The sequence below is a fragment of the Blastococcus deserti genome, from assembly GCF_042682525.1.
GTDB lineage: Bacteria > Actinomycetota > Actinomycetes > Mycobacteriales > Geodermatophilaceae > Blastococcus_B > Blastococcus_B deserti.
Genome location: NZ_JBHUHP010000010.1, coordinates 242,134 through 253,240 on the forward strand (window position 1 = coordinate 242,134; position 11,107 = coordinate 253,240).

The window sequence follows — 11,107 nt, forward strand, 5'->3', positions numbered from 1 at the left end:
GGCGTGTGCGTGCCGGCGGGAATGCGGGACGCTCCACCGCCGCTGATCGGTAGCGTGGCGGGTGTGCAGAAGGTGACCATCCTCGACTACGGGTCGGGCAACCTCCGGTCGGCCGAGCGGGCGCTGGCCCGCGTCGGCGCCGACGTGACGGTGACCGCCGATCCGCGGGCCGCGCTCGAGGCCGACGGCCTCGTCGTGCCCGGGGTCGGGGCCTTCGCCGCCTGCATGACGGGGCTGCGCGCCGTCGACGGACCCCGCATCATCGGCCGGCGCCTGGCCGGCGGTCGCCCGGTCCTCGGCATCTGCGTGGGCATGCAGATCCTCTTCGAGCGCGGCGTCGAGCACGGGCAGGACGCAGAGGGGTGCGGCGAGTGGCCGGGCGTGGTCGAGCAGCTGAAGGCGCCGGTCCTGCCGCACATGGGCTGGAACACCGTCGAGGCGCCCGAGGGCAGCGTGCTGTTCGACGGCCTGGCCGACGAGCGCTTCTACTTCGTGCACTCCTACGGCGTCCGCGACTTCCCGCTCGGCGCCGACGGTCCTCCCACGCCGCTGGCCAAGCCGTTGGTCACGTGGGCCGAGCACGGCGACCGGTTCGTGGCCGGGGTGGAGAACGGCGCGCTGTCGGCGACGCAGTTCCACCCCGAGAAGAGCGGTGACGCGGGCGCGCAGCTGCTGACGAACTGGCTGCGGACACTGGACTGACCTGCGCGGGCCGGACCGGTCGCCGACCTAGGGTGACCGCGTGCCAGCCAACCGGTCACGAGCGGCCGGCCGCCCCGACCACCCCCGCCGCACCGGTGGGCTGCTGGTGCTCGCGCTGCTGCTCGGCCTGACCGCCTGGAGCGGCGTCTCGCTCCAGCCGCCCGACCCGGCCCCGGCCGACGCGCCCGCCACCGGGTTCAGCGCGACGCGTGCCTTCGCGCACGTCGAGGCTGTCGCGTCGGAGGTGCACGTCCCGGGCAGCGCGGCGTCCGACCGGGTCGTCGACGGCCTCGTCGACACGCTCGGCGGGCTCGGCCTGGACGCCCGCGTGCAGAACGCGGTCGGGGCGGTGCGCACCGCGTCAGGGGAGACGCGGATGGCCCGGGTCCGGAACGTCGTCGGCGTGCTGGAGGGCAGCGATCCCACCGGCCGGGTGTTCCTCACCGCCCACCACGACTCGGTGGAGACCGGGCCGGGGGCGGCCGACGACGCGGCCGGGGTGGCGGCGGTCCTGGAATCGGTCCGCGCGCTGGCCGCCGGGCCGCCCCTGCGCAACGACGTGGTGGTGGTCCTGACCGATGCCGAGGAGGCCTGCACCTGCGGCGCGGAGGCGTTCGCCGCCGCCCACCCGCTCGCCTCCGGGGGTGGTGTGGTCCTCAACCTGGAGGCCCGTGGCACCCGCGGTCCGCCCATCATGTTCGAGACGTCACCGGGCAACGCCGAGCTCGCCGAGGTCTACGCCGCGGCCGCGCCGCATCCGGTCGCGACCAGCTTCGCCGTCGAGGTCTACCGCCTCCTGCCGAACGTCACCGACTTCAGCACGCTGATGGCCGAGGGGGACTTCACCGGCCTCAACACAGCCTTCATCGACGGCGCGGCCGCGTACCACACGCCGCAGGACGTGCCCGAGCGGCTCGACCGCGGCACGCTGCAGGCGCTCGGGGACAACGCGCTGGCCACGGCCCGGGAACTGGCCGGCCGGGACCTGTCCGGGCTCGCCGTCCCGGCCGCGGGCGACGCCACCTACTTCCCGGTGCTGGGGGACCTGGTGCGCTATCCGGGCGAGCTGGTGGGGCCGCTCGCGGCGGCGGCCGTGGCGGCGGTCGCGCTCCTGGTCCTCGTCGTCCACCGGCGGGGGAGCAGCCCGCTGCGCCGGACGGTGGCCGGCACGGTGCTCGCGGTCGTCCCCCTCGTCGGCGGCCCGCTGGCCGCGCAGGGGCTGTGGCTGCTGCTGGTCGCCGTGCGCCCCGGCTACGCCCAGATGCTGGACCCGTGGCGCCCCGGCTGGTTCCGGCTGGCCACCGTCGCGCTGGTCGCCGCGGTGGTGCTGAGCTGGTACGCGCTGCTTCGGCGCCGGGTGGGCGCCGTTCCTCTCGCGGTCGGGGGGCTGGTGTGGCTCGCCGTGCTGGCCGCCGTCCTGGCTGTCGTCGCGCCGGGTGGGGCGTACCTGGCCGCCTGGCCGGCGATGGCGGGGGCGCTGGCCGGGCTGACGACCGCGGTCGTGCCCGCGCCGGTGGTCCGGCCGGCGGCCGCACTGCTGGCCGGCGCGGTCGCCGTCGTGGTCCTCGCCCCCACCGTGGCCCTGTTCCTCCCCGCGCTCGGGGTGAGCACGGCCGCCGCCCCGTCGGCGCCGGCAGCCCTGCTGCTGCTCGCCCTCCTGCCGGCGCTCGAGCTGCTCTTCCCCGACCCGGACGCTGCCGGCCGGTGGGGCGCCGCGGTGGTGCCCGCGACCGCGTTCGTCCTCGCCGCGGCGTGCACGGCCGCCGGCCTGGCCGTGGACCGGTTCGACGCCGGGCACCCGGTGCCCAGCCGGCTGGCCTACGTGCTCGACCGGGACACCGGCCAGGCCTCGTGGGTGAGCACCGAGCGGAGCCCGGGCGCCTGGACCGCCGGCCACGTCGGGAGCCGGTTCGAGCTGCCGACGCAGTACCCCTACCTCGACGGGGCGGTGTGGTCGGGCCGGGCGGAGCCGGCCGACCTGGCCGCGGCGGAGGTGGAGACGGTGGCCGACACGGTCCTGGGCACGCGCCGCGAGCTCACCGTGCGTGTCACGCCGCGCCGTCCCGGGGTCCGCATGCTCGCCCTCGACCTGCGCACCGACAGCGGGACCGTCGTCGCCGGCCGGATCGCGGGCCGGGACGTGCCCCAGGAGGAGCTGGGCGGCAGCCGGGTGTGGATCGTCTTCCACGCGCCGCCCGAGGGCGGGCTGCAGGCCACGTTCAGCATCGATCGGGACGCCGCCGTCGACCTGCGGGTGGTCGAGGGCAGCGACGGCCTCGAGGGGCTGCCCGGCTTCCGTCCGCGACCGGACGGCGTCGACACCGCCGGCTCGCACAGCGCCGACGTCGTCCTCGTCGCGGCGACCACGCGGCTGGGCTGATCGGCCGGTCCCGGTCCGCACGCCGCGCGGCACCGCCACGCGGGTGACCGGGATGCCGAGGACGGGGACCGGCCGACCACCGGCCTCACCACCGTCCGCGGTGGACCACCTCCTGCACGCCGCGGCGGCCGCGCCGCAGGGACGGCGACCGCCGGTCCTCGGCGCCCGGGTAGCCGACCGACACGCAGCCGACCGGCCGGTACCGGTCGGGCACGCCGAAGGCCTCGCGGAAGGGACCCAGCCGCTGGGGCGGGATGCCGAAGAAGCAGGCCCCGAGCCCCTCGTCCACGGCCGTGAGCAGCATGAGCAGCGCCGCCATCCCGGTGTCGACGTCCCAGTAGGGCACCGGCCAGCGCGACTCGTCACGGTCGGTCCAGCCCTTGTCCGGCTCGGCGTAGCGGTCGAGGTAGGCCGACTTGTCCGACAGGGGGACGACGAGCAGCGGTGCCCTGCGCATCCGGGTGAGCCAGCCGTCGGGGGCCGTCCCCTCGGTCGTGGCCGCCCAGAAGCGCTCCCGGTCGCCGGGCGTCTCCAGCACCAGGAACGCCCAGCCCTGGCTGAACCCGGCCGACGGGGCCCGGATCGCATGCGCGAGCAGCCGCTCCCGCACCTCCGGCGGCACGGGCCGGTTGGGGTCGTAGTCGCGCACCATGCGACGGCGGCGCACCACCTCGGCGAACTCCATGCGCAGGAGCCTGCCGCAGGGCCCCGCCGAACCGGCGTGCGGGCGCTCCTACGCTGGTCGCCGTGCCGAAGCTGCAGCTGCTCCCCGCCGTCGACGTCGCCGACGGCCAGGCCGTCCGCCTCGTGCAGGGGGAGGCCGGGAGCGAGACCTCCTACGGCGACCCCCTCGAGGCCGCCCTGGCCTGGCAGCGCGACGGCGCCGAGTGGGTCCACCTGGTCGACCTGGACGCGGCCTTCGGCCGGGGCAGCAACCGGGAACTGCTCGCCCGCGTCGTGCGCGCGCTCGACGTCGACGTCGAGCTGTCCGGCGGCATCCGGGACGACGAGTCGCTGGCCGCCGCGCTGGCCACCGGCTGCCGCCGGGTGAACCTGGGCACCGCGGCGCTGGAGTCGCCGGAGTGGTGCGCCCGGGCGATCGCCGAGCACGGCGACCGGATCGCCGTCGGGCTGGACGTGCGCGGCACCCGGCTGGCGGCCCGCGGCTGGACCAAGGAGGGCGGCGAGCTGTACGAGACCCTGGCCCGCCTGGACGCCGAGGGCTGCGCGCGCTACGTCGTCACCGACATCACCAAGGACGGCACGCTCCGCGGCCCCAACCTCAAGCTCCTGCGCGAGGTCTGCGCCGCCACCCCGCGGCCGGTCATCGCCTCCGGCGGCGTGAGCTCGCTCGACGACATCCGCGCGCTGGCCGGGCTGACCACCGTGGGCGTCGAGGGGGCGATCGTCGGCAAGGCGCTCTACGCGGGCGCGTTCACCCTGCCGGAGGCCCTGCGGGTGGCCTCGGGGGAGAACGGCGGGGAGGCGGCATGAGCGTCATCCGCCTCGCCTCCGACAACCCCTGGGAGCCGGTGGTCGGCTACAGCCGGGTGGTGGTGCGCGGGGACACCGCGTGGGTGAGCGGCACGACCGCGACGGTGGACGGCGTCGTCGCGCATCCGGGTGACGCAGGGGCACAGACCCGCCAGGTGCTGGCCGCCATCGGGCAGGCCCTCGAGCGGGCGGGTTTCACCCTGGCCGACGTCGTCCGCACCCGCATGTTCGTCACCGACATCTCCCGCTGGGAGGAGATCGGGCGCGCCCACGGCGAGGTGTTCGGCGACATCCGCCCGGCGGCCACGATGGTGGAGGTCGCCGCGCTGATCGACCCGGGGATGCTGGTCGAGATCGAGGCGGACGCGGTGCGGGGGGTGCCGGCGTGAGCCTGGCCGTGCGTGTGATCCCGTGCCTGGACGTCGACGCCGGCCGGGTGGTCAAGGGCGTGAACTTCGTCGACCTGCGCGACGCCGGCGATCCGGTCGAGATGGCCCGCGTCTACGACGCCGAGGGCGCCGACGAGCTGACCTTCCTCGACATCACCGCGAGCTCCGGCGACCGGGCGACCACGTACGACGTGGTGAGCCGGACCGCCGAGAGCGTGTTCATCCCGCTCACCGTCGGCGGCGGCGTGCGCAGCCCGCAGGACGTGGACCGGCTGCTGCGCGCCGGCGCGGACAAGGTGGCGGTCAACACGGCCGCGGTCGCCCGCCCCGAGCTGATCGCCGAGATCGCCGACCGGTTCGGCAACCAGGTGCTGGTGCTCTCGCTCGACGCGCGGCGCTGCCAGGACGGCGCGGTCACCGACTCGGGCTTCGAGATCACCACGCACGGCGGACGGCGGGGCACCGGCCAGGACGCCGTCGAGTGGTGCATCCGCGCCGCGGAGCTCGGGGCGGGGGAGATCCTGCTCAACTCGATGGACGCCGACGGCACCCGCGCCGGCTTCGACACCGACCTGATCCGCATGGTGCGACGCGAGGTCTCCGTGCCGCTGATCGCCAGCGGGGGAGCGGGAGCGGTCGAGCACTTCCCCCCGGCGGTCGAGGCCGGTGCCGACGCCGTGCTGGCCGCCAGCGTCTTCCACTTCGGCGTGCTGCGCATCGGCGAGGTGAAGGACGCCCTCGCGAAGGCGGGCATCCCGGTGCGGCACGAAGCGGACACCCCCCTCAGCTGACGGGCGCGCCGCGTGGCGTCCGGGTGCCCGCGAGGAAGAGCGCGGCGCCCGACAGCAGGTTCAGGGCGACGGTCGTCCGAGCCGCTGACGATCTGGGCCGGACTCCCCACGACGCGGGTTCGGCGAGCGTTCCCACGAGCACGACGGCGCCGAGGACGGCGCACGTCCGCTCGGGCCATGCGGCGCCGGATCCGGCCCGTGCGGCGGCGGTCAGCGCGATGACCGGCATGGGCCAGGGTGCCGCCACCCCGGACCCCAGTCCGAGCGCGAGGTGGACCGGGACCCTGCCGGGGAACCGGATCCCGAACGGCTCGTCCGGAAGCTGCGGCTGCCGCAGCGAGACGGCCGTGGTGAACGCCGTCGCCGCCGCGAAGAAGCTCCCCGCTGCGAGCATCGTCCGGTCGCTCATGGGGTCTCCCTCGCTCGTTCGACGCGCGCCGCGTCACGCGACAGTGAATCGGCTGTCCGTGGTGCAGGACAAGGGCGGTGCCGCGTCGGCGATGCCGGTCGGCGCGTCGGGTCAGGACACCGTCACGCGGGCGACGTCGCGGCGGCCGGAGGCCCACAGCAGCAGCTCCAGGGGCTCGCCCTCGACGGTGCGCCCGGCCGCGCCGAAGCGCTGCTCCGCCCCGGGGACGTCGCTGCGGCGCAGCAGCAGCCCGCGGCGCCCCGCGGCCGGCCGGGCGAACAGCGCCGTCAGGGCCCACAGCTGGTCCTGCGCCGGGCGCGGGAGGTCGCGGGGTTCCCAGGCCGGCTGTGCCCGCCGCACGTCCTCGTGGTGGATCGCGTACTCGGTCACGTCCAGCCGCCGGGCCACGACCGGCCAGGCCATGGGCGACCAGGCGGTCGGCCCCGACCGCACCCGGTCGACCACCTCCGCGTACGGCGCGCCCTCCCGCAGCCGGTCCTCCAGCCGGTGCGCCCAGGCGGCCAGCGGCCCGCCCAGTCCGACGACCTCCGCGGCGTAGCCCGCCAGCGCGTCGGGGCGCCGGTCACGGACGACCAGGTGCGCGGCCAGATGGGCCGTCGACCAGCCCGCGCAGCAGGTCGGGGCGTCCGGGCCCAGCTTCTCGAACAGGTCGGCCAGGGCGGCACGCTCGCGTTCGGCGAACGAGGAGGAAGAGGAAGCCATCGGCGAGGGTTACCCCCATGCTGTCCCGGGCAGTCCGCCGATACCGGTTAGCCGCCCTAAGCAATACGCGACCATCCGAAGACCGATCCCCGAGGAGCACCGTGGTCCGCCGCCGAGACGCCGTCGTGCGGCGCGGCCTCCGTCACGTGGGGCGCTCCATCGTCGAGCAGCCGGGCATGTTCACTCTCGCCGTCCTCGCCAGCAGCCTCTACGGCGCGATGACCGTGGCCAGCGCCTGGGTCATCGGCGAGATCACCGACCGCGTGCTGCTGCCCTCGTTCGACGAGGGCGTCACCACCGCCGCCGCGCTCTCCCTCGCTGCCGCCGCGATCCTCGGCGTGGCGCTGCTGAAGATCGTCGGCATCCTCGGCCGTCGGCTCTTCGCCGGCGTCATGAGCTACCGGCTGCAGGCCGACTACCGCCGCCGGGTCACCCGGCAGTACCTGCGCCTGCCCCTCTCGTGGCACCAGCGCCACCCGACCGGCCAGCTGCTGTCCAACGCCAACTCCGACGTCGAGGCGGCCTGGTTCTTCGTCGCACCGCTGCCCTTCGCCGTCGGGGCCCTGGTGATGATCGCCATCACCTCCGTGGCGCTGGTCCTCACCGACCCTCTGCTGGCGCTCGTCGGGCTGGTGGTGTTCCCGCTCGTCTTCGCGGTCAACGTCGTCTACTCGCAGGTCATGTCGCCGCGGATGCAGCGGGCCCAGCAGCTGCGCGCCGAGGTCAGCGAGATCGCCCACGAGAGCTTCGACGCCGCCCTGGTGGTCAAGACCCTGGGCCGCGAGGAGGCCGAGACGCGGCGCTTCGCCGCCCGGGCCGAGGAGCTGCGCGACGGCCTGGTCGCCGTCGGCCGGGTGCGGGGCCTGTTCGACCCGCTGATGGAGGCCCTGCCCAACCTCGGCACGCTGGCCGTGCTGCTCATCGGCGCCGGCCGGGTGGCCGACGGCAGCACCGACGCCGGCAGCCTGGTCTCCATCGCCTACCTGTTCACGCTTCTGGCGCTGCCCATCCGGGCCATCGGCTGGGTGCTGGCCGACCTGCCGCGCGCCCTGGCCGGCTTCGACCGGGTCACGCCGGTGCTGCAGGCGACCGGCGAGACGCCCTACGGACCGGAGACCGCGCGCGCGGCCGGCGCGGGAGCCGCGCTCGGCGTGGCTGGTGTCGACTTCGCCTTCACCGACGCCACCTCACCGACGCTGCGCGGGGTCACCTTCGACGTGCCGGCCGGCCGCACGGTGGCGGTGGTGGGTCCGACCGGTTCGGGCAAGTCGACCCTGGCCGGCCTGCTGGTCCGGCTGGTCGACCCGGCCGACGGCGCGGTGCTCCTCGACGGCGTGGACCTGCGCCGGCTGCGCGAGGGCGAGGTCAGCGGCCAGGCGGCGTTCGTCGCGCAGGGCACCTTCCTCTTCGACGACACCGTGCGCGGCAACGTCACCCTCGGCGCCCCGTTCACCGACGACGAGGTCTGGGCCGCCCTCCGGGTGGCCGCGGCCGACGAGTTCGTCACGGCGCTGCCCCAGGGCCTCGGCACCCGGGTCGGCGAGCGGGGGGCCACGCTCTCCGGCGGCCAGCGGCAGCGGCTTGCGCTGGCGCGGGCCGTCGTCCGGCGGCCGCGCCTGCTGGTGCTCGACGACGCCACCAGCGCCGTCGACCCGGCCGTGGAGGCCCGCATCCTCGACGCGCTCCGCGCCGGCGACCCGCCCGCCACCGTCGTGGTGATCGCCTACCGCCAGGCCACGATCGCCCTGGCCGACGAGGTGGTCTGGCTCGAGCAGGGGCGGGTGCTCGCGCGGGGCACCCACGAGGAGCTGCTGGCCGACGTCCCCGGCTACACGGCGCTGGTCCGTGCCTACTCGCAGGCGGAGGTGGCGGCATGACCCGGGCCGCGGGAACAGCGCCCGCGCCGCCTCCCGACCGGCCGGGCGAGGGCGCCCTCGCCACGCTGCGCCGCGGCCTGCGGATGATGCCGGAGTTCCGCCGCGGGCTGCCGGTCACCTTCGCGCTGGCGCTGCTGGCCACCGCCGGCCGCGTGGTGGTGCCCATCGCCGTCCAGCAGGTGATCGACCGCGGGCTGGCCGCCCCCGGCGGTCCCGACCTGGGCCTGGTCACCGAGCTGGTGCTGGCCTGCGCCGTCGTCGTGCTCATCACCGCGGTCGCGGTGTACCGCATGAACGTGCGCCTGTTCCGCACCACCGAGACCGCGCTGGCCGGGCTGCGGGTGCGCGCCTTCCGGCACGTCCACGACCTCTCGGTCCTGCACCAGCAGGGGGAGCGCCGGGGATCGCTGGTCTCCCGGGTGACCAGCGACGTCGACCAGCTGTCCACGTTCATGCAGTGGGGCGGTGTGCTCGGCCTGGTCAGCGTCGGCCAGCTGGTCGTGGCCACGGCCGTCATGACCGTCTACTCGTGGCAGCTCACGCTGCTCGTCCTCGTCTGCTTCGTGCCCCTGGCCGTGGCGGTGCGCTGGTTCGCCCGGCGCCTGGCCACCGCCTACGGCGTCGTCCGCGAACGGGTGGGCGACGTGCTGGGCGCGGTCGCGGAGTCCGTCGTCGGCGCCCCCACCGTGCGCGCGTACGGCATCGGCGCCCGGACGGCGGCCCGCATCGACACCGCGATCGACCGGCAGTACCGCGCGCAGGTCGACGCGCAGAAGGTGACCGCGGCGGTGTTCGTCAGCGGCGAGTTCGTGGCCGCGGTCGCCAACGCGGCCGTCGTCGTGGTGGGCGTACTCCTGGGCCTGGCCGGGGAGATCTCGGCCGGGACGCTGGTCGCCTTCCTGTTCCTGGTCACCCTGTTCGTGGCGCCGGTGCAGATGGCCAGCGAGGTGCTCAACGAGGCGCAGAACGCCGTCGCCGGCTTCCGCCGGGTGCTCGACGTCATCGACACCGCGCCCGACGTCCGCGACCCGGCGGTCGCCGATCCCGGCCGGGTGCACGAATTGCCCGCCGGACCCTTGGGTGTCCGGTTCGAGGGGGTGTGCTTCCGCTACGCGCCCGGGGCCCGCCCCGCCCTCGACGGCGTGACCCTGACGATCGAGCCCCGGCAGCGGGTGGCGATCGTCGGCGAGACCGGCTCGGGCAAGACCACGTTCGCCAAGCTGGTGACCCGGCTCATGGACCCCGTCGCCGGCCGGGTGCTCCTGGGCTCCGACGCCGGGGGGTGGGTGCCCCTGGACGAGGTGGCCTTCTCCTCGCTGCGCTCGCGGGTGGTGATGGTGCCGCAGGACGGGTTCCTCTTCGACGCGACCGTCGCCGACAACGTCCGCTACGGACGCCCGGGCATGAGCGACGAGGAGGTGGCCGGTGCCTTCGCCGACCTGGGCCTGGGCGCCTGGGTGGCCGGGCTCGACCAGGGCGTCGCCACGCCGGTGGGGCAGCGCGGGGAGTCGCTGTCGTCGGGGGAGCGGCAGCTGGTCGCCGTCGCCCGCGCCTACGTGGCCGATCCCGACCTCCTGGTGCTCGACGAGGCGACCAGCGCGGTCGACCCCGCCACCGAGCGGCGGCTGACGCACGCGCTGGACCGGCTGACCGACGGCCGCACCACCCTCACCATCGCCCACCGGCTGTCCACCGCCGAGCGCGCCGACGAGGTGCTGGTCGTCGACGCCGGGCGCGTGGTGCAGCGGGGCACGCACGCCGACCTGGTCGAGGCCGAGGGTCCCTACGCCCGGCTGCACGCCTCGTGGCGACGCTCGTCGGCCGGGAGCCCGGCGCCGGCGGCGTGAGCCCCTACGCTGCGGCCGTGGCTCCCGCTCCCGACGCGACCCCGGCGTCCCGGACCCCGCCCGTCCCGGTGTTCGCCGCCGCGGTGCTCGCGATGATCAGCGCCCTCGTGACCGCCTTCTTCGGGGTGCTCGTGCTGGCCTTCTCCGGAGGGCGGTTCGAGGGCAGCGCCTGGCTGCTGGTCGTCGTGCCCGTGATGCTGTTCGTCGGCCTCGTCGCCGGGGCCGTGCTCCTGCTCACGGGCCGGTCGTGGCTGGTGCTCGCGGTCGCGGCCGGCGTCATGACCGCGCTGGTCCTGACGGGGTACGTCGCGGGTGGTTGGGGCGGTGGTTCCTTCGGGGTGCTCACCCTCGTGGTCCCGCTGCTGACCACCGTCCTGGCGGCGCTGCCCCGGGTGCGCTCCTGGGTGGCCGCCCGTCGCGCCGCCCGGGCCGGCGGCTGACGTGGCGGCGCGCAGCCGCGCCGCGGGGCGGCGCTCGCCCCGGCCGGCCCGGCGG

The 11,107-nt window shown here is 75.9% G+C and carries 11 protein-coding genes; 8 read left to right on the plus strand and 3 right to left on the minus strand.

Translation table 11 applies throughout. From position 1 onward, the window contains the following. Positions 1-63 precede the first annotated feature (63 nt). Positions 64-702, plus strand: a complete 639-nt coding sequence (gene hisH / locus ACFSHS_RS11945) for an imidazole glycerol phosphate synthase subunit HisH (RefSeq protein ID WP_376875860.1) — start codon at positions 64-66, stop codon at positions 700-702. 40 nt (positions 703-742) lie between these two features. Further along, complete coding sequence (locus ACFSHS_RS11950; protein ID WP_376875863.1) at positions 743-3,082, plus strand: M20/M25/M40 family metallo-hydrolase; 2,340 nt, start codon at positions 743-745, stop codon at positions 3,080-3,082. 85 nt (positions 3,083-3,167) lie between these two features. Here the strand turns inward: ACFSHS_RS11950 and ACFSHS_RS11955 are convergent, their stop codons facing one another. Beyond that, entirely contained in the window at positions 3,168-3,767 is a 600-nt protein-coding gene (locus ACFSHS_RS11955; RefSeq protein ID WP_376875866.1) for a nitroreductase family protein, read from the minus strand. 62 nt (positions 3,768-3,829) lie between these two features. Here ACFSHS_RS11955 and priA point away from each other — a divergent pair, with 62 nt between their 5' ends. From priA to hisF, 3 genes are read left to right on the plus strand one after another with little or no spacing between them, the layout of a single operon-like run. Beyond that, positions 3,830-4,576, plus strand: a complete 747-nt coding sequence (priA, locus tag ACFSHS_RS11960) for a bifunctional 1-(5-phosphoribosyl)-5-((5-phosphoribosylamino)methylideneamino)imidazole-4-carboxamide isomerase/phosphoribosylanthranilate isomerase PriA (protein ID WP_376875869.1) — start codon at positions 3,830-3,832, stop codon at positions 4,574-4,576. Beyond that, the gene (locus ACFSHS_RS11965) at positions 4,573-4,965 is read left to right on the plus strand and encodes a RidA family protein (RefSeq protein ID WP_376875872.1); all 393 of its coding nucleotides are present in this window, start codon (positions 4,573-4,575) and stop codon (positions 4,963-4,965) included. The genes priA and ACFSHS_RS11965 overlap by 4 nt, the downstream gene beginning before the upstream one ends. Next, positions 4,962-5,756 (plus strand): imidazole glycerol phosphate synthase subunit HisF, encoded by a 795-nt coding sequence (hisF, locus tag ACFSHS_RS11970; RefSeq protein ID WP_376875875.1) that lies wholly within the window; start codon positions 4,962-4,964, stop codon positions 5,754-5,756. Before ACFSHS_RS11965 ends, hisF begins: the two co-directional genes overlap by 4 nt. On the opposite strand, the gene ACFSHS_RS11975 is transcribed toward hisF, so the two are convergent. Together ACFSHS_RS11975 and ACFSHS_RS11980 are read right to left on the minus strand one after the other, a co-directional pair. Continuing rightward, the gene (locus tag ACFSHS_RS11975) at positions 5,749-6,165 is read right to left on the minus strand and encodes a hypothetical protein (RefSeq protein ID WP_376875878.1); all 417 of its coding nucleotides are present in this window, start codon (positions 6,163-6,165) and stop codon (positions 5,749-5,751) included. The two genes, hisF and ACFSHS_RS11975, sit on opposite strands and share 8 nt — an antisense overlap. A 111-nt stretch (positions 6,166-6,276) precedes the next feature. Further along, positions 6,277-6,888, minus strand: a complete 612-nt coding sequence (locus tag ACFSHS_RS11980) for a TIGR03085 family metal-binding protein (RefSeq protein WP_376875881.1) — start codon at positions 6,886-6,888, stop codon at positions 6,277-6,279. 101 nt (positions 6,889-6,989) lie between these two features. Here ACFSHS_RS11980 and ACFSHS_RS11985 point away from each other — a divergent pair, with 101 nt between their 5' ends. From ACFSHS_RS11985 to ACFSHS_RS11995, 3 genes are read left to right on the plus strand one after another with little or no spacing between them, the layout of a single operon-like run. Then, positions 6,990-8,765: an ABC transporter ATP-binding protein gene (locus tag ACFSHS_RS11985; RefSeq protein ID WP_376875884.1), complete on the plus strand. Its 1,776-nt coding sequence runs from the start codon at positions 6,990-6,992 to the stop codon at positions 8,763-8,765. Then, the gene (locus ACFSHS_RS11990; protein ID WP_376875887.1) at positions 8,762-10,612 is read left to right on the plus strand and encodes an ABC transporter ATP-binding protein; all 1,851 of its coding nucleotides are present in this window, start codon (positions 8,762-8,764) and stop codon (positions 10,610-10,612) included. Before ACFSHS_RS11985 ends, ACFSHS_RS11990 begins: the two co-directional genes overlap by 4 nt. Before the next feature lie 17 nt (positions 10,613-10,629). Next, positions 10,630-11,052, plus strand: coding sequence for a hypothetical protein (locus ACFSHS_RS11995; protein WP_376875891.1), 423 nt, complete (start codon positions 10,630-10,632; stop codon positions 11,050-11,052). The last annotated feature ends 55 nt before the right edge of the window (positions 11,053-11,107 follow it).

Bases quoted from the DNA above. Each gene is read 5' to 3' on its own strand.
- ACFSHS_RS11955 (WP_376875866.1), bottom strand. From the start codon at position 3,767: ATGGAGTTCGCCGAGGTGGTGCGCCGCCGTCGCATGGTGCGCGACTAC.
- ACFSHS_RS11965 (WP_376875872.1), top strand. From the start codon at position 4,573: ATGAGCGTCATCCGCCTCGCCTCCGACAACCCCTGGGAGCCGGTGGTC.
- ACFSHS_RS11975 (WP_376875878.1), bottom strand. From the start codon at position 6,165: ATGAGCGACCGGACGATGCTCGCAGCGGGGAGCTTCTTCGCGGCGGCG.
- ACFSHS_RS11980 (WP_376875881.1), bottom strand. From the start codon at position 6,888: ATGGCTTCCTCTTCCTCCTCGTTCGCCGAACGCGAGCGTGCCGCCCTG.
- ACFSHS_RS11990 (WP_376875887.1), top strand. From the start codon at position 8,762: ATGACCCGGGCCGCGGGAACAGCGCCCGCGCCGCCTCCCGACCGGCCG.